This is a genomic window from Flavobacterium piscis (genome assembly GCF_001686925.1).
In the GTDB taxonomy this organism is placed as follows: Bacteria; Bacteroidota; Bacteroidia; order Flavobacteriales; family Flavobacteriaceae; genus Flavobacterium; species Flavobacterium piscis.
This window is the reverse complement of sequence record NZ_LVEN01000010.1, coordinates 262,838-284,952: the sequence shown is the minus strand read 5'-3', so window position 1 is coordinate 284,952 and position 22,115 is coordinate 262,838. Positions and strand designations below refer to the sequence as shown.

Below are 22,115 nucleotides of genomic sequence, written 5' to 3'. Positions count from 1 at the left end.
TTTTTAAGCTCCATCGGAGCGGTATATTTATAGCAAATAATGTTACGTTTGGTAAATCAAGCTCCATCGGAGCGACATATTATATTCCACCCCGCTGGGGTTTTATGTTGGTACATTTATAAATTTTCTATAAATATTTCGTCCCTCTGGGACTTAATTTCTTTTGAAAACTAATGTCATCCTGAGCGAAGTCGCAGGCTTGTTTTATATAAAGGACTTCGACTTCGATCAGCCTTACAATTCAATTATTCCTTTTCAGTAGTAGTTTTATTTGACTTCTCTTCAGAACTTTTAGCATGTTCTTTAAAAGTATCGTACCATTTCTCAATTGAAGGATAAACAAAAGCCGCTACTTTTTTTATCGGATTATAAAAATAATACTTATCGAGAGTTTCTTTTTTAGCAAAAGTTTCATTGAAGTTCATTTTCTCAAAAAGAGCAATAAAAATACTCATGATCAGGATCGTTTTTAAGATTCTAAAGAAACCTCCGCCCTGTTTGTTCGCCCATCCCAGAAAAGCAAAATCAGCAATTCCGGTAAGAATTTTGGCTAAGAAATAAACGCCAATTACGACCAGAATAAAGGTCAGGATAAAAGCCGTAACCTGAATCGTGTTCGGATTCCACGAAACATGTTTCATGATGAGTTCCTTCATAAACGAAGAGAATTTAATAGCAATATAAATCCCCAACAATAACGAAATAAACGAAGCGATTTCTACAAAAAGACCGTTTTGGATTCCTTTATACAAACTAAAAGCCAAAAGAGCAGCAACAATAATATCAAAAAAACTCATGGTTTCTGTTTTCATTTAATTAAGGCGCAAATATAAAAGAATTATCTGCTTCCGGCGGGCAAAAGTTTTTGAGTAAGTTTTGATAGCCCACAGATTATACGGATTCAACGGATTAACACAGATTAAAAATAGTTTAATGATTTAGGCTGAGGTTTTGTTTATATGTAATAAAGGATTTACAACACAAAAAAAGAAACCTGCGTTAATCTGCTGAACCCGCTAAATCCATGGCTCATTTATTATAATGTATGAGAAATCTTTAATTTTAGGTCTTTGGATTTGAACTTCCTATCTTTGCCTTAATAATTTTAGAGCTATGATAGTAGGAATTAAGTTTAAATAATCTTTAAATCGTTCTTCAATCTGAAATCTAAAATCTAAAATCCACAAATAAAAATGTCCAGAGATACACAACTAAAAGAGCGATGGGAAAAGCTCGTCGATATACTATCTAATCAGTTTTCGCAAGGAGAAGACTTAGATTTAGATGCCATAATTTACCTAATTGGAGTTCAGGAACTCGGAAAAGTACACCGCGAATTCAAAAAAGATGAAAAATTAAACCTGATGCACATCGCCATTTGCCGATTATTAGAGCCTTACGGGTTTTATGAATTCGATTTTTTTGATGCTGATGGATGGCCGCATTACAAAGTAAAAGAAGAATTACCGGCACTAAAAGCAGGAGAACAATCGGTTTTGATGAAAGAAGCCATTGTGAATTATTTTTTAGAAAGAGAACTTATTGAATAGTTTTTTAGTTTTCAGTCGCAGTTTCAGTTTTCAGTACCAATTAAACTGCAAACTGAAACTGAGACCGAAAACTGCGACTGAAAACTGATAAAAAGATGTGTAGATATGCAATGGTTTCTTATAAACCGCATTATGCTTGTTTTAATTGTCGAAAGACATTTAAAAGAAGATTGATGAATGACATACAAAGAGGGGAAAAATCAGTTCAGGAAGCAAAATGTCCGGAATGCGGGGACTTAATGGCGAGTATGGGACTTGATTTTGAATCGCCCAAAAAAGACGATCTCAAAAAATGGGAACATATGAAAAGTTTGTATTCTGTTGGAATCGCTTTTCATTCCTGTGGCTGCAGCGGACCGGGTTATATTCCTAATTCTAAAGAAAAGATAATTGAGTATTTTGAAGATTTAAAAACGACTTATCTTAAAAATATTGATTTTTGGCGTTCCAGAACAGAACCAACAAATAAAATCGAGAAAGATAAAGAATGGAATAAAAGCTGGGCTGAACTGGATAAAGTAGCATCAAAACATAAAAAAGAAATTATTAAAAACGAGGAAGGAATAACTTTTTGGCTGGAAAAAGTGAAACAAATAGAATATAAAATTAGTTTGATAAGATAGATTCATGAATTTGAAAGGAAACTTTAAATTTTAGAACTCATACTTAGAACAAAATCCTTAAATTTGCACCTTCAAAGTAAGATCGATGATAGACAAGATAAAACAACATATAGAGGAAGCTAAAGCCTTTAATGATAAAAATAAAGAATCCTTAGAGCAATTCCGTATTAAATATTTGGGTAGTAAAGGGTTGTTGAAAGAACTTTTTTCAGAGTTCAAAAATATTCCAAACGATCAGAAAAAAGATTTCGGACAAGTAATAAATACTTTAAAAGCTGTTGCTGAAGAGAAAGTTCGTCTTATTCAGGAAGAACTGGAGAGCAAACAGGAAGTAAAAGGAATGTTTGGCGATTTAACGCGTGCTGCAGAACCGGTAATTATTGGTTCACGTCACCCGATTTCTATCGTTAAAAATCAAATTATAGATATTTTTGCCAATATTGGTTTCAACGTTTCCGAAGGTCCGGAAATCGAAGACGACTGGCATAACTTTACAGCATTGAACTTACCGGAATATCATCCGGCGCGTGATATGCAGGATACATTTTTCATTCAGACCAATCCTGATGTGTTGTTGCGTACGCATACATCATCTGTTCAGGTGCGTTATATGGAAAACAATAAACCGCCAATCCGTACGATTTCTCCGGGACGTGTATTTCGTAACGAAGCTATTTCGTCACGTTCGCACTGTATTTTCCACCAAGTTGAAGGTTTATACATTGACAAAGACGTATCGTTTGCCGATTTGAAACAAACATTACTTTATTTCACCAAAGAGATGTTCGGAAAATCGAAGATTCGTTTACGTCCGTCGTATTTCCCTTTTACAGAACCAAGTGCCGAAATTGATATCTATTGGGGTCTGAAAACCGAAACCGATTACCGTATTACAAAAGGAACCGGTTGGTTAGAAATTGGAGGTTGCGGAATGGTAGATCCAAACGTTCTTAAAAATTGCGACATCAATCCGGACGAATTCAACGGTTTTGCTTTCGGAATGGGAGTAGAGCGTATCGCGATGTTATTGTACCAAATTGGCGATATTCGTATGTTCTACGAAAACGACGTTCGTTTCTTAGAGCAATTCAAAGCGAATATTTAATTTTAGATATTAGATTGTAGATTTTAGATTAATTTTTGAAAGATATAATTCTCATTAATACAATAAACCTTTGTTGAAGTTTAGACTTTGACAAAGGTTTTAAAATTTAATAAAAATGAAAGCAGATATAACAATCCCGGAAGTAGAAAACGTATTTATTGCCGCTGTTCAGGAATGGAGCGACGATTTTATGGAGAAAGTGTGGTACGCATATTTGGTAAACGACAGCGACTTTAATTTAGACAGCGTAATGGTCGTTTCTAAAGCATTTGGAACGATAGATGGCGAAATGAAAAAGACTTCGGTTTTACGTCACGCCTTTGTTGAGGTTCCTGCAGTTTCGGTAGTAAAAATCGAAATGGTCGAAAAAAGTTTACTGGTTTTAAACAACGAATTCATGGTAACTTTCTTTATCGATAATAAACTGTACGACAAGAAATTCATTTTCAAATCAAACTTAATCAACGAGAACGATACAGAAGAAGTGCCGATTTTGTTTGTTGAAGGGGTGATGGTGAAATAAAGAGAATAGAATAAAGAATAAAGAGAATAGACTTTAGAAAATAGATAAACAAAAAGAGTCAAGACGAAATTAAAGTTAGTCTTGACTCTTTTTTTTATCTCAAAGTATAAAAGTCTATTTTCTTTATTCTATTATCTATCTTCTCTTAAAAAAAACTACTGCGGTAATTCCGGCGGGCGCATTTTATAAGCACCGGTTGATAAACTACTTATAAAAGCTTCCAAAGCATTTAATTCTGATTGGTTCAGTTTTAGTTTTTGAATCAATCTGGAAGTTGTCGGGAATAATGTGTCGTTCGCTTGACTTTCTTTTCTTTTAGGTTGAGGCATTCCTGCATTATACATATTCAAAACACCAAGCAAATTCGGGAATAAACCGTTGTGCATATAAGGCGCGTTTTGGGAAACTCCTCTTAATGATTGCGTTTTAAATTCGCCTACATTTTCTGCTTTTCCGGTTACGTTATATCTGCCTAAATCTTCATATTCTCTTCCGTAATAAGTTAGACCAATATTGTGGAATTTATTATCAGAGAAATTAGCTGTATTATGGCAATTGATACAACGTGCTTTGGTTCTAAACAAATGCAAACCTTCAACTTCTTTATTGTTTAATTGAGTAGAATCTCCTGCAACAAATTTATCGAATCTGCTTTTCGGGCTTATCAAAGTTCTTTCAAAAGTAGCAATGGCTTTTAAAATCTCGGTCTGAGTTAGTTTTTCTTTTCCAAACGCCTTTTGAAAATAAGGTTTGTAGCCTTTTATTTTATTCAGCCTTTTGGTCGCCAGATCGATATGGAAGTTCATCTCTTTGGTATCTTTTATAGGAAAGCTTGCCTGGTCTTCAAGCGTTGTCGCTCTTCCGTCCCAGAAGAAAACTTTCGCATAAGCGATATTCATCAAACTCGGAGAATTTCGAATACCCTGTAATCTTCCTTCTCCGTAAGAAACCCTTCTCGCATCGCCCCAATTTAATTCCGGATCATGGCAATTGGCACAGGAAATTTGCCCCGATTTGGATAACCTCGGATCAAAAAAAAGGGCTTTACCTAAGGCTGCTTTTTCTTCGGTGTATTTGTTGTCTTCAGGAAATTCAGGTTGGCCCAGAGTTCCTATATCTTCAAAACCTTGCGCGTAAACAAGCGAATCAACTTCTGGTTTTGGCCATTTTTGATAATCACCGCTGCTGTATAATCTCTTTAATTCAGAAATAGAAAGCGTTGGGTTAATCTTAGCATAAGAAACGATAATAAGTGATAGTACCATTACCCCAATGGCAATAAACTTTGTTTTCATTTTTAATAATTTAATTGTACACCACATTGAATCCAATAAGTAGTATTGGTATTGATAATGGCGTTGTAGTCATTTTGTTTTTTTAATGCTATTTTTTCTTTTAAGTTGGTAAAGAAAACCACTGATTTATTGTTTTTTACCGGATAACTGTATTCTAAACGTATTGTCGGAGCAAAATAATTGGTTGTGCTTACGACGTAATCGTAGATAATGACTTCATCAAAAAAACGCGCGTTTGTGCCGCCTGAAGTATCATAATATTCCAGTTTCGATGATGGAAGCGGGAAATACATATTGAAACTTAAAGTCGAGTTTAGTTTGCTTTTTTTGAATGAAAAATCTTTGCTGGTATAAACTCCGGTGTTTAATGAATTTAATTCAATATGAGTTGTTGCCAGTATGTCGTTGTATTTGTTTTGTTGATAAAGCATATTGAAGCCAAATAAATAATCTATTTTAGAACCTGTTTTTTTAGAAAATGAGGTTGTCCAGTTTACTTTATTTAATGAATTGGTATAATTGTAACCATTACTTTGCACATCAAAATTGCGCGCATCGCTTTGATCAAATTGTAAAGTCGATTGAATTTCTTTTTTGCTCCACTTATGAAAAGCAAACAATTCTGCATGATTTGAAGTGGTTTTCAGTTTTAATCGTTCGGTTTCGCTAAGAGTATAAGAACTTGGGTAAAAAATATTGTTTGAGTTTTGCTTGTAAAATAAAGCAGTTACAATTGTTTTTTTATTTGAAAATGCATATCCTAAACCTACTTTATCTATAATGTCTTTATAATTATAAATAGAAGTCTTTTCGATAGATTTAAAGTAATTTAGAACTCTTCCATAACCCGCATTAAAGCGAAGATAAGTTTCAGGATAGGCTTCAAAATTTAAATTGATATTGCTGTATGAATAAGTGTAATCTTTTTGATTTTCGGCATAACTGCCTAAAACAAATGCTTTGTGATTTTCTGTTATCTGATAACCAATTTGTATTTCTCCTCCCAATTTTCTGTTGGTAATTTGAGGCCTTGGATCTGCAATTCTGCTAAATTTTTCTGCGCCATAATTGGCTTTAACAGCCACAGATAAATGAGTTGTAATGTCTTTAGAAAAACCACCGGTTAATGCATAAACTTGATTGTCCCAATCGGCTTTTCTGGGAACATAAAAATAATGCGGTGTAATAACTTCCTGCTCTTCGGCACGATCATCAGAAAGTACCCAGCCTAGATTTTTTTCTAATATTTTTTTGATAGATAAATCACCAAATAACTTCCATTTCGATTTTGTTGTAAAATATCCCTGCGCTAAAAATTGATAAGTGTTGATTTCGTTTGCAACTTGTTTTCTGGCAAATTCATTTTGCTGATGCTCATAAGAAACTTCAGTAAAGGTAAAATCTTTAATATTTGGATTGGTGTAAACGATTGGGTATTTAAAAATTTGATTTTTAATCTGATTGTCAATAATATGATTTTGCACTTTTATAGTGTCTTGTGCATTGACAGGAAAAACGAAAGAAAATAACACAAGAAGTAATGCCCAGTTTTTCCAGGCATTACTTTTAATGTTATTTATTTTAATTGTATTGATTTTCATTTAAGAAAATTTTAGTTGAAACCTCTAGGATTTGCTGTTATTTCTACGAAATCGTTTGTAGAGTTATTGGTGTCCTGAAGAACAATTCTACCAGCAATTGTAGTTTTGGTTTTTCTTATTACTGATTTTGAAGAATACGCTCCTGAAGGAATATATGTGTTTCCTCCATCAATTTGAGAAGGCAATTTTTTAGGAACTAAAAGTGATCCCAAATCTCTTGTTGTGTCAACACCATCAATAAGAACTGAAACTGGAATTTGAAGAGACAATGAAGCGTCTCCTTTAGGGTTTTTATATTTTTTCAATGCTGCAAATTCTGCATCAGTCATTTTGAAAATAGTATAACCATGTCTTCCTAATGAATCAAAAATCATATCGTTGTTACTGTTTCCCCAGTAAGCAATGTTTACATCTGGAACGGCAGGATTTTGAATGTCATACTGATAAGTATCACCAGAATAAGTTCCTAAAAATGACTCGAAATCTGCGGTGCTTAAATCGACGGTCAATTCAGGACTTACAATACTAACCGCTTTACCATTATTGTCAATATAATTAGCTTTATGATTAATGGCATTTTGAGCGATAACAATGCTTTTACCTGGTTGCACCGGATATTGTGTGCCATTTCCTGGAACTTTAATGATATTTAATGCATAAACGTAATCTGTATTTGCATTGGCAAGTGTCATTCCTTCAGATTTACTCCAGTCGAACTGTCCGTTTGGTAAAGAATATGCCGCCACAGTTGTTGTAGTAGATCCTGTAAGCTGTGCCATGTATAAGCCATCTGCATATTGTACAGTATTAGAATTGTTATAAATTTCTATAAACTGATCTCTAAAAACAGCTCCTTTTTTAGTATCAGATCCGCCATAATAAATTTGTTTAATTACAAAATCTCCTACTTTAGAAGTTTTCATTTCGATGCTAGTTGCAATAGCAGTTGCATTTACAATAATACTGCTTGCTGAACCATTAAAATTTATTTCAACTTCTGTTGGAGTATATCCAAAAGTCTCAGTAAATTCGGCTGATTGTATTACTTTGGTAGCTGTAATAGAATATGTTCCAGGTAAAATTTGCTTAAAAAGGGCAACACCGCTTTCGTCAGACTCAACAGTATATTTATTGGCGGTTTCTGTATTGACAATAGTTATACTTGCTTTTTTAACATTTAGACTGTTGAAAGCAGCCTCATATTTGAGAGAAACACTAAAGTCTACTGGTTTTAGTGCTTCGTTTTCGTTATCATCATTACTGCAAGACTGGATAATTAATCCAAAGAGTATTATAAAAATAGAGAGTGTTTTTTTCATAGGTATATATATATTTAGAATTGATAATTAAGTCTGGTTCCAAAGGAAAAGTTTGCTATATCTGACGGATATCTTTCGCCATCTATATAGTAATACGGTTTAAGATTTAAGAAATTGGTAGCATAGAATGAAACACTAAATCCATTTAAAAAATCTTTAGAAAGGCGTAAATGAAAATTATGAAGCATATTGTCAAGCTTATATTGTGTAGTGTTTTTAGTACGAATAATGTGTCCGTATTTTTGTACATCATGACGATCTCCTTCTGGAATTTCATGATAAACCAATTCAGCGTCTAAATAACCATTTGGGAAATTACTAGTAGGCGAATTACTGGTTTGCATTAAAATATGTTCACTTCTTAAAGACATAACCAGTCCTATTTTTGGAATATGGTAATTGAAGTTTAAACTAGCTGTAAAATTTTCATTTTTTACAGGTCTCGAATCATAGACGCCATATTTTACAGGAGAGAGTAGGTTTGTTGATTTTTCATACTCTTGTGTTTTACTGAAATCACTTGATCTGACATACGAAACATTCATACTTACATCAAGATTTAGGGATTTTATTTTTTGAAAATTTATAACTGATTCTATACCGATGTCTTTAGAAGTGGTATTGTTTTGAATACTTTGAGTGAAATAATAGACTTTTTCAGTTCCTGTAATTTCATAAGTTGGAATTTCACTGCCAACAATATCGACAACAGCTTTTGGCACTTCTTTGTAAACGGGAATCTGTTGGCCAGTAAATCCATCCAAAAGTCTGTTGTAATATCCAGTAAAATTAATGTCGGCAAAAGAAAGATTGATATCTAGCCCAACTTCTGTTTGATACGATTTTGCAGGTTTTAAATTGAAATTATCTCCTGGTGTGATAATAGTTTGAATCCATGCTTTTTGGTAAACTTCAGGATAAGTATAAATTCCATTTCCAACTAATCGATCGAGATAGCGATCTCCCGTGTACAATTGATTCAATGATGGAGCTTTTGATGATGATCCAAATCCACCTCTAAATCTAAAAGTTTTATTTATTGAATAAGAAGAGTTTATACGAGGTTGCAACGCTACATTTCCTGCCTGATTTTCATATCGTAACCCAAAATCAAGATTGAAAATCCTATTTTTTTCAAATTTTTTATAGATTCGGTCTTCAAAGTAAGCAGATATCTGGCTCTCCGTTCGGGTTCTGTTAAAATCATAATCTCGATAACCAATCTGACTGCCTTCTCCCTGATCCAAAGTGTAAAAATTTTGGAATCCACTAATACCACTTTTTCTACCAGCTCCCTTATTTGAACTTGTCCTTCCAGATACACCAAATACCAAACTATGCAACCATTTCGATTTACTGGTAAGTGCTTTTGTGACCTCGCCACTAACGAATGTAGAAATGGGAATTCCCTCAACCGTGGCTATACTTGTATATTGTGAAGGTAGAATATAAGCTTCGTGTATTCCCTCTTCTGTTGAGGCTGTTGCAGCAGAAGCAGATCTATTCATCCATTGCTCTTTTCGGGAGAACTGTTTGTCATAAGAAAAACCACTGTTTATATTTATACCGTCAACCCATAAATTAGTAGGTTTCCACATAAAATTATCGGAGATAGAAAAGCCTTTTTTATCATTTTTAACTACGGCATCACTAATATCATCTGGGTCCTTTTTGACATCATCTAGATTAGTTCGAAATGTGACGCTTAACGTGTTTTTAATCTTTGATGAACTATTCTTAGTCTGCCAGGAAAAACTTCCATTGACTCTTTGGTAACTTAAAAGACTATTTCTTGGATCTGCTTTAGAATCCAGATAATTAAAACCAATATTCATTGAATTGTTGGCATTGAATTTTACACCTTTTGTAAGGTTAAATTCTGTAGTTGCGTCACGTATGGAGGCTGATACACGATACGGGCTATAGCCAACTTTTGTTGTTATCAATACAAGTCCGGAAGTTAAATCACCGTATTTTGCAGAAGGAATTCCCTGTATAACTTTTATTTCTTCGATAGTATTAGTTGGAATTTCTCTTAAATCAACACCGTAATTTGCATTAGTGAAAACATTTCTATTTGACTCTGCGAAACTATTCGGGCTCGAATAACCGTATGGTCCAGTTACATTTGGATTTAGGGCCTGCATATTTTCGTTGTTAGAAATCGGAATATCATTTATTACAAATGAAGTTCCGAAAGCTTTACCACCTTTAGTAGAGGATAAGTCAGATGCTGTACGAAATACAATATTTTTAAATTGGTTCAAATTAAAATCTACAGTTGTCTGCCCGGGAAGTTGTGATAAAACATCATCAAGAGAAAAAGCCTGAACATTATTTATAGCATTGGTCCCTAAAGTTAATTCAGAATATTTGCGCTTCTTTTCGGCCGTAACCACAACTTCTTTCAAACGAAGCGTATTGTCTGCCAAAGAGACCGTCATGGAATTTTGATCATTTTTTAAAAGCACATTTATATCTTTTTTTCCAAGAATAGAAAAATTGAGTTCAATATCCTGATAATAGGCAAGTGTTATTTTAAAATTTCCATCCTTGTCAGAAATCGTCCAATTATCTGTTTTTGTATCCCGAATAAAAACTCCCGACAAAGAAGTTGAGGATTCTTTATCTATAACTTTACCCGTAATCACTCTTTGAGAGAAAACAGAACCCGAAATAAGAAGGAAAAATAAAATAAAACGCATTGTCTTTAATTAGAATCAATAAAAATAATGCGCAAATCTATCAATAATTCTTTGTGAAGCAATGGAAAATAAGAAGATTGTAAAATTGTAAATGTCTCATTTGTGAGAAAAATAGCTTCACTGAGTTTCTGAAATTTTGATTTATCTTATTGATAAACAATAGATTAATCTTTTGATGGTTTTGTAAGTGTAAAGACTTAACTTTTTTTTGGTAAGATGTAGGTTTGATGTATTCTGAAGCAGAATATTTCTTGTTAATTCCTGTAGTTTAGCTTTAGATTTTAAAACTGGAGCACAAAAAAAGAGCCAGGAACTTTATATTTCCCTGACTCTTTTTTTTATTATAGTAAAAAATAGTCTTTACACTGCTATTGAAAACTGTTACTGCGAATGAAAAATTAATCTAATGATTCAGTCAGTTTTTTAAATACCGATTTAGCATCTTTTCCTTCATATAAAATAGCGTAAACAGCATCTATAATCGGCGTTTTTGCTCCATAGCCCTGATTGAGTTTATAAGCACTTTTGGTGGCATAATAACCTTCGGCAACCATACTCATTTCCATCATGGCACTTTTTACGGTATAACCTTTTCCAATCATATTTCCGAACATTCTGTTTCTCGAAAATACAGAATATCCCGTAACCAATAAATCGCCTAAATATGCCGAATCATTAATGTTACGTTTCATTTTATGTACTTTTTTGATGAATTTTTTCATCTCGCGAATTCCGTTACTCATCATAACCGATTGAAAGTTATCTCCGTAACCCAAACCGTGAGCAATTCCGGCGGCAATGGCATAAATGTTTTTAAGCATTGCAGCATATTCAGTACCAATAATATCATCAGAAATTTTGGCTTTGATATAATTTCCGGATAATGTTTTAGCAACCACTTTGGCTTTTTCCGGATCGCCACAAGCAATTGTCAGGTACGAAAGTCTTTCTAAAGCTACTTCTTCGGCGTGACAAGGACCAGTTATAACACCAATATTGTAGTATGGAATATCGTATTGAATATGAAAATGTTCTCCAACAATTAAACTTGTCTCAGGAACAATTCCCTTAATAGCCGAAAAGATGATTTTATCAGACAAAGAAACAGTTAAATTCTTTAATTCAGCATCTAAGAAAGCAGACGGAATAGCAAAAATTACATAATCGGCGTATGCTACAGCTTCGTTTATATTGTTCGTTAATTTAAGTTTTGAGGTATCAAATTCAACCGAACTTAAATAATTTGGATTGTGTTTGTATTTCTGAATGTGCTCGATCGCAGCATCATTGCGCATATACCACGCAATTTCTGAAAGATTTACACATAACATCTTTGCAATTGCCGTTGCCCAGCTTCCTCCTCCAATTACTGCAAATTTTAGATTTTCGCTCATTTTTTTAATAATTTAAAACAAAAGTACTTAATAATGCAGTAATATCACAAAATCTGATTTAAGAAATTAAAATTGATGGTTAAGATCTAAATGTCATAAGTTGAATTTTGTGCACTATTTTTTATCTTTAAAAAATTAAATGAATTCAAAAAAGCCTTACATTCGGTGAAATTTCTTTCAAATATGACAACTAAAATTTTCAGCATTATTTTGATTTTGACAAGCAGCTTTTCTTTTTCACAAAATGGAGATCGTATTTATTATGATAAAGACTGGAAAGAGACTTCTAAAGAAAATGCTTCTTTTTATAGAATTAAACCATCAAAAAAAATAGGTAATCTGTTTTTAATGGAAGATTTCTATAGTAATAAAACACCTCAATTTCAAGGTTATGCTTTGCAAAGCGACGAAAATAGTTATGTTGGAGATATTGTCTGGTACGATGAAAATGGTTTCGATACATCGGTTTATCAATACTATAATAAGACTGCCGTTCCTGTTTTGACTTACTATTATCCTAATGGAAAAAAACGTAAAACCGCTGAATATAAAAATGGTAAAAAAAACGGATTTTCGATTGTATATCATCAGGACGGAACTGTGTTAATGAAAGGTAAATATCTTAACGGTAAACCGGTTGAAGGAGATTTCGAAGAAGTCAGAAACTGGGATGATTACAGAGAGAATAAGTTGGATGAAGAAGCTTATCAGGAGCAGACCGAAGTTATGGTTGAAACGGCACCTGTAATGGTTGAAGATTATCAGGCTGGAACTAAAAAAAAGGTTATAACGAAAATAGTGAAGAAAAAAATATTCTGGATTAACTCAAAACAATTGGCCCAGGAAACGTGGTATGATATTGAGTACGACCGAATGCATCCTTTTAAACAGATAAATTATGATGCGACAGGAAAAGTACTGCAAACCATCAATCAAAATGATTTTGAACAATATGGGAGTGACATTTCAAACGGTATTGTTTACGACTACTATATTCAAAACAAATTTGCAGTTGCCATTAAATCAAAAACCGGTTATAAAGAGGGACAAAAATTTGGTGAAGAGATTAAGTATTATCCAAATGGTAAAATTCACGAATTGACTAAATATACCGATGGTGAAAAAGTGGTCGATGAAATCGTTTATAATAAAGATGAAACCATAATGAAAAAACGATTATATAAAAATGGTGCACCGTTTGAGGGAAATTTTGAAGAAAATTTTGCCGGAAGATTGCTAATTAACCAAAGTTATGTACAAGGTTTAAAAGAGGGAGAAGCAGTCGTAAAAACGGATAATGACAGCATTGTTGCTAAAGGTATTTACAAAAATAACAAACCTTATAACGGCACATTTGTTGTAAAAACCGCAGAAGATCTTCATGAGTTGATTCGTGTTACTGACTTTAAGAAAAACGGATTGCAAAAAGTTTTTAATTATGATATTAATAATCCTGTAAAAACGTACAACGCTGTAAATGATATTATAGACGGCGAAACTGTTTTTTATAACGATGGCGAAATTACCGGAAAACTGGAATATAAGAAAGGTTTGCCTTATGAAGGGAAATTAGCAGAAGCTGAAAAAGCCATCATCTATAAAAAAGGAGCAATTGCCGAGGAAATCTTTTATAGAAGTACATACGGAAGAGGGGATGAAAACAATATTTTAAAATCTAAACATTATACAAACGGAAAACTCGCAAAAATAGAGGATCGCTCTTTTACGCTTGCAGGAAAAGTTCAGGATTCTTATGAAGGAATTTATAAAGATGAAAAACCCTATTCGGGATATTTTTCAGCAGATCTAAGAGAGTTTAATTATGTTGATTATTATGAAAATGGTACAAAAAAGTACCAGTATTCAAACAATTATTTAGAAAATCTTGAAAAATATCAATACCCAAATTACGATATAAAATCGACTTATAAAGATGGGAAAATTGTCGACGGACCTGAATACATCCAATTAGGCCGCCAGTTTATTTCGAAATATTGGAAAAACGGAGTTTTGCAAAGTTTTGATTTTGATGTTTTTGCCATGCATTATTTTAATCGCTATCATTTTGAGTTAAAAAATAATGCTATTCAACTTGAAGAATTTAATAAGAAAATAAAAGGAAAAATTGTTTTAGAAAAATCAGGCAATAAAAATACAGGAAAATTTAGTATTGATGATAAGGTGCTTGTTGTTAGTTCTTTATTAGAAGTTAATGACGTCGCTCCTCTGGAAACCGGAAGTGTTTTGTATTTTGAAACCAACGATAAAATAGAAGCAAAGTTATTTACGACAATAGAAGGAAACGATGAAAAAAGACGAGATTCTGAGATTTTTAATACTGTTTTTACTTTGTACATGGACCATAACAAAACGATCGAAGAAAACTTTAATTTGATCGCTGAAAAAATCTCTTCAGAAAAAGATGTTGAATTGTTATTTGGGAATGAACCAAAAGGAAATATGATCGCTGGTCTGAGGCTTAATCAAGCAAAAAAACCGGAAATAGGAACTTTGATCCTGAAAAATAAAAACAATTTGTATGATTTACAATTATTTTTGAAAGGAAAAATTTTAGAAGAAAAAAAGAATGTTGACCTTAAAAATGTACAAACAGAGATTAAAATATTGAATGAAAGGTTACAAAAGAAAATGAATGAAGACTTTAAATAAGCTGTTTTCTGTAATTTTAAAAGATGATTAAAAAAAATAAAAAATTATTTTTAATTATACACAATAAAAATAAAACCACTACGTTATAACTACTTGTAAATTAGAATTTAATGAGTTTAGCAAAAATTGAGTTAGTTAGTTTTGTTTTAGTATTGTAAAAAGGCGTTCCTGAAAAATTCAAGAACGCCTTTTTTTTAGTTTTAAGTTTACAGTTACAGTTTGAACTGCGACTGAATACTGTCACTGCGACTAGTAACTCATCTCAACAATCGATTTTACCTTATCCAGAGTAATCAATTGTTTTTCGCCTAAACCTTTCCAGCCTCTTTTATCGAAACGATTTACGATAAAATCTGCCGTTTTACCATAATCCTCAATGTATTGAGACAGTTTAGTATCCATTCCCATAGTATGGAAAAATTCAACAGTTTTGTTGATCGCTTCTTTCGCTACTTTGTCATCAGCACCTGTTAAACCGAAAATTCTTCTTCCGTATTGCGCTAATTTTTCTTTTTTGGTATCAAACATCACCTCGTATAAACTTGGGCCAATAATTGCCAAAGTTCTGGCATGATCAATTCCGTATAGAGCAGTTAATTCGTGACCAATCATGTGCGTTGCCCAATCAGACGGAACACCTTTCTGGATCAATCCGTTTAACGCCATTGTACAACTCCACATAAAGTTCGAAGCCAAAGCATAATCAGTAGGATTCTCCATCACTTTTGGACCCACTTCAATTAATGTTTGAAGAATTCCTTCGGCAATTCTATCTTGTAAATACCCTTCGTGCGGATACGTTAAGTATTGCTCCATTACATGAGTGTAGGCATCTACAACACCGTTTTGCAATTGTCTTTTTGGTAAAGAAGCAATCACGGTTGGATCGCAAATAGAAAATTGAGGAAACATTGCGCTTCCGCCAAAAGCCAGTTTTTCCTGAGTTTCGGTAATGGTAACTACAGCTCCTGAATTCATCTCACTTCCTGTTGCCGGTAAAGTTAAAACAGTTCCAAAAGGCATTGCATTTTCTTTAATCAACAAACGTTTTTGCAAAATATCAATCGGATTTCCGTCAAAGTTTACGGCTGCCGAAATGAATTTCACTCCATCAATAACAGATCCGCCACCAACAGCCAGGATAAAAGTAATTTTCTCCTTTTTGATTACTTCTACAGCTTTCATTAAAGTCTCAAAATGAGGATTTGGTTCAATTCCGCCAAATTCAACAATATCAAAACCTTTAAGATTTTTGATTACCTGTTCGTGAATTCCGTTCTGAAAAATACTTCCGCCACCATAAGCCAATAAGATTTTAGCATCTTTTGGAACCAAAGTCGAAAGTTTTTCTATTTGTCCTTTTCCGAAGATTAAATTCGTCGGATTATATAATTCAAAGTTTAACATGTCTTTTAAGTTTCTGAGATGCTAAGTTTCTGAGGTTCTAAGTTTTTTTTCAAACTTAATATTCAAAATCTCAACATCAATTTTTATTATTTTAATTTTGATTCACTAATCGCTAAGTTGCTAAAATCTTAGAACCTTAGCATCTTATTTTAATTTCTCCAATAATTTACCTGCAACAAGCTTAGACGAAGCTGGGTTTTGACCTGTAATCAAAAGACCATCTTCTACAGCATATGGTTGCCAGTTTTCAATTTTCGAGAATTTAGCACCATTTTGAGTCAAAGCATCTTCTAATAAAAACGGAACAACTTTAGTTAATCCAACTGCTTCTTCCTCTTCATTGGTAAAACCGGTTACTTTTTTTCCTTTTACTAAAAATTCACCGTTTACTTTTACGTTTTTCAAAACTGCCGGAGCGTGACAAACAAATGCTACAGGTTTTTTGTGTGTATAAAAAGATTCGATTAAAGCAATCGAGTTTTTATCTTCGACTAAATCCCAAAGTGGCCCGTGACCTCCAGGATAAAAAACGGCATCATAATCTTCTTGATTAATAGTCGAAAGTTTAAGCGTGTGTTTTAATTTTTCCTGTAATGTTTTATCGGCATCAAAACGTTTTGTATCTTCAGTTGCAGATGCAGGATCGGCGCTTTTTGGGTCAATTGGCGGCTGACCTCCAAGCGGAGTTGCGATGGTAATTTCAACTCCCTTATCTAATAATTCATAATAAGGAGCAGCAAGTTCTTCTGACCAAAATCCAGTTTTTTCTCCTGTATTGCCCAGTTTATCGTTACTGGTTACAACAAATAATACTTTTTTCATACTTTTTTTATTTGTTTTTTGAGCTATAGCGGTTGAGCTAAAAGCTGTTAAGGTTATAATTGCGAGTAATGCTATTTTTTTCATAAGTTTAAATTTTCATCAAATTTACAGCTTAAGTGATATTTGTAAAAATAAAATAAACTATGTTTGTTATAAATAAATTTATGTCATGGTAAATCTCGAATGGTACAGAACATTTAAAGCGGTTTATAAAAACGGAAATTTTTCTATCGCTGCAAAAGAGTTGTTTATGAGCCAGCCTGCAGTTAGCCAGCAAATCTCTATGCTGGAAGCTCATGTGGGTAATAAATTGTTTAACCGAAAGTCAAAGGGCGTAGAACCAACGGAATACGCTAAGTTACTGAATAATTTAATCATTGATGCACTCGATCGTCTTGAAAATGTAGAGAATACATTTAGGGCAAAAGCCGAAGATGCAAACCGATTAATATCGGTGGGAATTTCTAAAGACCTTTTTAATTGTATTGGGAATTTGTTAATAGCTAAATTTGATTTAATCGATTTTACTTTTGCCGATAATGATGCACTTTTTGCGCTTGTAGATGCCAAAAAACTTGATTTTGCGATCACAACAAAAAGGTTTGATACGTTTGACACTATTTATGAAATCGTTGGAAAAATTAAATTGATCATGGTCGCGCCGATAAATTTAGATGCAACAGAATTTCGCCAGAAATTAAAAGCAGACAATTTTACGGACTTAGAGTTATGGCTCAATGATCAAAAATGGTACAGTCACGATGCGAGAATTCCACATATAAAATTATTCTGGCTACATGCCTTTAATAAAAAACGTCCATCAATGGTGCCTAATTACATTATTCCGTCAGAATCTGAAATGCTCAGAATGCTGGCAGATAATGAAGGAGTAGCCATAACCTGGAATTGTAACGCGAGAAAATATATCAAAGAAAATAAACTGCAATTATTGTGGAATAGTTTTCACGTACCGGAAGAATACGTTTATTTACTGAGTGCCAAAAACAATAATCTGAATTCATTTTTTGATATTATTTCTAAAGAATTGAAGTTGTTTTTTGGTAATAGATTATAATTTTTTTAGCCACAAAATCTTTTTTTTTGGCCACGAATTCCACGAATTAGCACTAATTTTTTGTGGTTAAAAAGTTAGCCACAGATTAAAAGATTCTCACAGATTCGAAATCATTTTTAATCTTTTAATCTGTGGCAAAATAATAATTCGATAAATTAGTGCAATTCGTTGCAAACTCTTTTTTTAAGTTATGGAAAATTTACAAAATATTAGAATCGCCGTTGATGCCATTGTTTTTGGATATAAAAATAACGGTTTATATGTTCTTTTAATCGAGCAAAAATTTGGTTCAGCCGATAAATATTGGGCTTTACCCGGCGGATTGGTGAAAAACGATGAATCTTTGAGTGATGCTGTAATTCGGGAATTGCACGAAGAAACCAATGTTCAGCTTACTTTTATGGAGCAGCTGTACACTTTTGGCGATGATATTCACAGAGATTCCAGAAATCGTGTTATTTCGGTTGCGTATTATGCTTTAGTTGATGCTTCGAATCTTGAAATTAAAGCCGATACCGATGCAGATAAAGTACAATGGTATAAAATTGACGAAATTCCTTCTTTGGCATTCGATCATAATTTAATTATTGAAAAAGCCATTTTAAGATTAAAAGCAAAACTGACTTACGAACCAATTGGTTTCGATTTGCTTCCGGCGGAATTTCTGTTTTCAGACCTGGAAAACCTTTATTGTACCATTTTAGAAAAAGAAATCGACCGACGAAATTTTAGAAAAAAAATCCTCAGTTATGGGTTTTTAGAAGAAACAGAAAAATTTTCACCTATAAAAAGCGGACGTCCGGCAAAATTATTTCGATTTAATAAATTGAAATACAATGAGTTAATAGATAAAGGCTTTCACTTCGAAATAAAGTTTGCGTAATTTTTACACAAAATAATTTGTTTATTTAAAATTTAATTCTACATTTGCGTATAATTAACGCAAACTATAAAAACTATGATACTTAACCTAGACCCACAATTCGCTCCATTTCAAAATCAGGAAGAAATTAAATTTCAAAGTTTTACATTTTCTGGCGGAGAACCTCACATTAAAATCAATCCGGATTTTGATACAACTCAAAAAGTAACCATCACACACCGCTTAAATTCATTCAACGATTTGGGTTTATTGTGTATTACAGTTGATGCTTTACGCAGAATGGATGTGAAAATTATCGATTTGTTTATTCCGTATTTTCCGGCTGCAAGACAAGATCGTGTGATGATAAAAGGAGAACCGCTTTCTGTAAAAGTTTATGCAGATATCATCAACGGACTTCAATTGAATAAAGTTTTTGTTTTTGATGCGCATTCTGAAGTTACTCCGGCATTGGTAAACAATTGCGAAGTGATTCCGAATCATACTTTTATTCAACAAGTTCTAAAAGTTACAGGCGAAAACGTAAAATTGATTTCTCCGGATGGTGGCGCTCTTAAAAAAATCTACAAAGTGTCTGAATTTTTAGGCGGAGTTGATGTAGTAGAATGCAGCAAAAGCCGAGATGTAAAAACAGGAAGATTATCTGGTTTTAAAGTGTATGAAGATGACTTAAACGGCATAGATTGTTTAATTGTAGATGATATTTGCGACGGCGGCGGAACTTTTGTTGGCTTAGCCGAAGAATTAAAAAACAAAAATGCCGGAAAATTATACTTAGCCGTAAGCCACGGAATCTTCAACAAAGGTTTTGAAGTTTTAGATTGTTTCGACAAAATATTCACAACCAACTCTTTTAAAGATTTTGATAATGAAAAGGTTGAGGTTGTAAAATTAGAATTATGAATAAAAATTACAGAGTAGAAATAGCGAATAAAACCTTAGAAATCATAAAAAATGGTTTTTATGATTATAAAGGAAAAAGGATTAACATAGAAGAAGAACTCGAAGAATCCATACAAAATACGTTTACAATTGCGCCAAACGATTGGGATGCAATCCTGAAAACGCCAATTTCAAATACGTTTGAAACAGAAATTGTCACCAAAAACTGTTCTACAATTGAAGCCATTGCTGAAGAGAAAAACGGTAAAATCTGTATTTTAAATTTTGCTTCTGCAAAAAATCCGGGCGGTGGATTTTTAGGAGGCGCTTCGGCTCAGGAAGAAAGTCTGGCCAGATCTTCAAACCTGTATGAAACGCAAATCAAAGACAAAGCGATGTATGACTTTAATAGAAATCAGTCTTCGTTTTTATATTCAGATTACATGATTTATAGTCCGAATGTTTTGTTTTGGAATGATGATAATGGAGATTATTTTGAAAAACCATTTGTCGCAGACGTAATTACAGCACCTGCACCAAATAAAGGCGCGATGCTGCAGCATAACCGAAAAGAAGAAATTGCTGAAACAGAAAAGGTCTTAAAAAACAGAATGGATAAAGTTTTGGCAATTGCATTAAAACAAAAAAGTGAAACATTGATTTTGGGAGCCTGGGGTTGTGGGGTTTTTAGAAACGAACCCAAAGATGTAGCACAATTATTCAAAGAAATTATTGCAGAAAAATACGCAGGCGCTTTCAAAAAAATAGTTTTTGCAGTATTTGACAATTCCGAAAAAAAATCAAATTTTAAACAATTTGAAGAAATATTAAATTAAGTTGAAAAGTTTCAAGTTTCAGGTTTCACGTTCTATACGTTAACCTGACACAAGAAAAACCTGAAACCTGAAACAAAAAACGAAAGCTATTAACCGTTTCAAGTTTAAGATTCCAAATTTCAAGTTCAGTGTGCAACTTGAAACCTGAAACAAAGAAAACCTGAAACTAACCACAAACATTATGAGTGATGATTTAAAACCAAGATTTATTGAGTCTTTAAGAAGAAACAATGATCAAATTAGAGAAGACAGAGCCAAAACCATTGGTGAAGATTCTGAATTAATATACAGAAGAAGAGTCGAAGATATCGAACTAAAAATAAAAAGACTCGAAAGAGAGCAGGAGGGCCTTATCGATATTAGTCCGCTTGACAAGAATAGTTTGACTTTTGCCGACTTTCAACCGGAAGCATTTGTGCAAAAAGATATGGAATTATCATTAACAATCAGAAATTTAAATATTCAGTTTGAAGTGACAAAAAAGAGATTCGAATATTTATTTGGTAAAACATTTTAGTTATGGGAGGTACAAGATACGATTTAGGCGCTCGTTTGAGCAGAGCAAAAGAAGCAGGTTACGGATTTAAATCTGCAAGTGAGATTTTCGTTCAAAATCAATTAGGAATGGCACACGAATCTATGAATCCAAACGGCATTACGTTTAGAGAAGCCAGAGATTCTGAAGTGCATCCCAATACAGTTCCAATTATTTTAGGATTGGATGTTACAGGAAGTATGGGACATATTCCGCATGAACTGATTAAAGAAGGACTGCCAAAATTAATGGGAGGAATTATTCAGGGCGGAGTTCCGGATCCGGCACTTTTGTTTTTAGGAATTGGAGATCACGAATGCGACAGATTTCCGCTTCAGGTTGGACAATTTGAATCTGGCGATGAAGAATTGGATATGTGGCTAACGAGAACTTATATTGAAGGTGGAGGCGGAGGAAACGCCGGAGAAAGTTATCTTCTGGCGTGGTATTTTGCCGCTTTTCATACCAAAACCGATGCTTTCGAAAAAAGAGGTCAAAAAGGATTGTTGTTTACCGTGGGTGATGAACCAAATTTACCAACGCTTCCGGCATCTGCCATAAAAGAGATTATGGGTCAGGGACAGCAAACGTATACGTCTCTTGAATTATTAAAAGAAGCTCAGAAACGTTACGAAGTGTATCATATCAGCGTATTACATTCTGATCAGGCGGTAAGAGCAAATGTGGCCTGGAAAGAATTACTGGGCCAAAATTGTTTGTCTATCGAAGATCACAAAGAAATCCCGAATGTAATCAAGAAAATCATTTGTGAAAAACATAAAAATTCAGGGTCAGGTTTAGGATCAATACCAGTTTCTGACACAAAAGATACAGGTTTAGATAATATAGAAATGCTTTAAATTAAACACATAGAAATGTAGATTTAATTA

General features: G+C 33.3%; 19 protein-coding genes. 11 read left to right on the top strand and 8 right to left on the bottom strand.

Annotation, left to right across the window (positions count from 1 at the left end; translation table 11 throughout):
* Positions 1-245 precede the first annotated feature (245 nt).
* Complete coding sequence (locus FLP_RS06830) at positions 246-797, bottom strand: CvpA family protein (protein ID WP_065448806.1); 552 nt, start codon at positions 795-797, stop codon at positions 246-248.
* A 396-nt stretch (positions 798-1,193) separates the two neighbouring features.
* Between FLP_RS06830 and FLP_RS06825 the strand changes: the two genes are divergently transcribed.
* The 4 genes from FLP_RS06825 (at position 1,194) to FLP_RS06810 (ending at position 3,801) form a co-directional block, all read left to right on the top strand.
* Complete coding sequence (locus FLP_RS06825; RefSeq protein WP_065448761.1) at positions 1,194-1,550, top strand: hypothetical protein; 357 nt, start codon at positions 1,194-1,196, stop codon at positions 1,548-1,550.
* A gap of 173 nt (positions 1,551-1,723) precedes the next feature.
* A complete protein-coding gene (locus FLP_RS06820) occupies positions 1,724-2,173 on the top strand; it encodes a hypothetical protein (protein ID WP_243397515.1) in 450 nt (149 codons plus the stop codon).
* Between the two features lie 85 nt (positions 2,174-2,258).
* Positions 2,259-3,278 carry a phenylalanine--tRNA ligase subunit alpha gene (pheS, locus tag FLP_RS06815; protein WP_065448759.1) on the top strand — a complete coding sequence of 340 codons (1,020 nt, stop codon included), beginning with the start codon at positions 2,259-2,261 and terminating at the stop codon, positions 3,276-3,278.
* Positions 3,279-3,393: 115 nt separating this feature from the next.
* Positions 3,394-3,801 carry a hypothetical protein gene (locus FLP_RS06810; protein ID WP_065448758.1) on the top strand — a complete coding sequence of 136 codons (408 nt, stop codon included), beginning with the start codon at positions 3,394-3,396 and terminating at the stop codon, positions 3,799-3,801.
* A 155-nt stretch (positions 3,802-3,956) separates the two neighbouring features.
* Here the strand turns inward: FLP_RS06810 and FLP_RS06805 are convergent, their stop codons facing one another.
* The 5 genes from FLP_RS06805 to FLP_RS06785 form a co-directional block, all read right to left on the bottom strand.
* On the bottom strand, positions 3,957-5,096 hold the full coding sequence (locus tag FLP_RS06805) for a cytochrome-c peroxidase (protein WP_065448805.1): 1,140 nt from the start codon (positions 5,094-5,096) through the stop codon (positions 3,957-3,959).
* Between the two features lie 2 nt (positions 5,097-5,098).
* On the bottom strand, positions 5,099-6,697 hold the full coding sequence (locus tag FLP_RS06800) for a DUF6850 family outer membrane beta-barrel protein (RefSeq protein WP_065448757.1): 1,599 nt from the start codon (positions 6,695-6,697) through the stop codon (positions 5,099-5,101).
* Between the two features lie 11 nt (positions 6,698-6,708).
* A complete protein-coding gene (locus tag FLP_RS06795; protein WP_065448756.1) occupies positions 6,709-8,016 on the bottom strand; it encodes a DUF4876 domain-containing protein in 1,308 nt (435 codons plus the stop codon).
* 14 nt (positions 8,017-8,030) lie between these two features.
* Complete coding sequence (locus FLP_RS06790; RefSeq protein ID WP_065448755.1) at positions 8,031-10,721, bottom strand: TonB-dependent receptor; 2,691 nt, start codon at positions 10,719-10,721, stop codon at positions 8,031-8,033.
* Between the two features lie 398 nt (positions 10,722-11,119).
* The gene (locus FLP_RS06785; protein ID WP_065448754.1) at positions 11,120-12,115 is read right to left on the bottom strand and encodes an NAD(P)H-dependent glycerol-3-phosphate dehydrogenase; all 996 of its coding nucleotides are present in this window, start codon (positions 12,113-12,115) and stop codon (positions 11,120-11,122) included.
* A 183-nt stretch (positions 12,116-12,298) separates the two neighbouring features.
* Between FLP_RS06785 and FLP_RS06780 the strand changes: the two genes are divergently transcribed.
* Positions 12,299-14,785: a toxin-antitoxin system YwqK family antitoxin gene (locus FLP_RS06780; RefSeq protein WP_065448753.1), complete on the top strand. Its 2,487-nt coding sequence runs from the start codon at positions 12,299-12,301 to the stop codon at positions 14,783-14,785.
* A gap of 249 nt (positions 14,786-15,034) precedes the next feature.
* On the opposite strand, the gene FLP_RS06775 is transcribed toward FLP_RS06780, so the two are convergent.
* Complete coding sequence (locus tag FLP_RS06775; RefSeq protein WP_065448752.1) at positions 15,035-16,192, bottom strand: iron-containing alcohol dehydrogenase; 1,158 nt, start codon at positions 16,190-16,192, stop codon at positions 15,035-15,037.
* Between the two features lie 144 nt (positions 16,193-16,336).
* On the bottom strand, positions 16,337-17,098 hold the full coding sequence (locus FLP_RS06770; protein WP_065448751.1) for a type 1 glutamine amidotransferase domain-containing protein: 762 nt from the start codon (positions 17,096-17,098) through the stop codon (positions 16,337-16,339).
* A gap of 85 nt (positions 17,099-17,183) precedes the next feature.
* Between FLP_RS06770 and FLP_RS06765 the strand changes: the two genes are divergently transcribed.
* The 6 genes from FLP_RS06765 (at position 17,184) to FLP_RS06740 (ending at position 22,085) form a co-directional block, all read left to right on the top strand.
* Positions 17,184-18,089 (top strand): LysR family transcriptional regulator, encoded by a 906-nt coding sequence (locus tag FLP_RS06765; RefSeq protein ID WP_065448750.1) that lies wholly within the window; start codon positions 17,184-17,186, stop codon positions 18,087-18,089.
* A 190-nt stretch (positions 18,090-18,279) separates the two neighbouring features.
* Positions 18,280-18,972 (top strand): NUDIX hydrolase, encoded by a 693-nt coding sequence (locus FLP_RS06760; RefSeq protein WP_065448749.1) that lies wholly within the window; start codon positions 18,280-18,282, stop codon positions 18,970-18,972.
* Between the two features lie 75 nt (positions 18,973-19,047).
* A complete protein-coding gene (gene prs, locus FLP_RS06755; protein WP_065448748.1) occupies positions 19,048-19,875 on the top strand; it encodes a ribose-phosphate diphosphokinase in 828 nt (275 codons plus the stop codon).
* A complete protein-coding gene (locus FLP_RS06750) occupies positions 19,872-20,690 on the top strand; it encodes a TIGR02452 family protein (protein WP_065448747.1) in 819 nt (272 codons plus the stop codon). The genes prs and FLP_RS06750 overlap by 4 nt, the downstream gene beginning before the upstream one ends.
* A gap of 181 nt (positions 20,691-20,871) precedes the next feature.
* The gene (locus FLP_RS06745) at positions 20,872-21,207 is read left to right on the top strand and encodes a hypothetical protein (RefSeq protein ID WP_012022842.1); all 336 of its coding nucleotides are present in this window, start codon (positions 20,872-20,874) and stop codon (positions 21,205-21,207) included.
* Between the two features lie 2 nt (positions 21,208-21,209).
* Positions 21,210-22,085: a hypothetical protein gene (locus FLP_RS06740; protein WP_065448746.1), complete on the top strand. Its 876-nt coding sequence runs from the start codon at positions 21,210-21,212 to the stop codon at positions 22,083-22,085.
* Positions 22,086-22,115 lie beyond the last annotated feature (30 nt).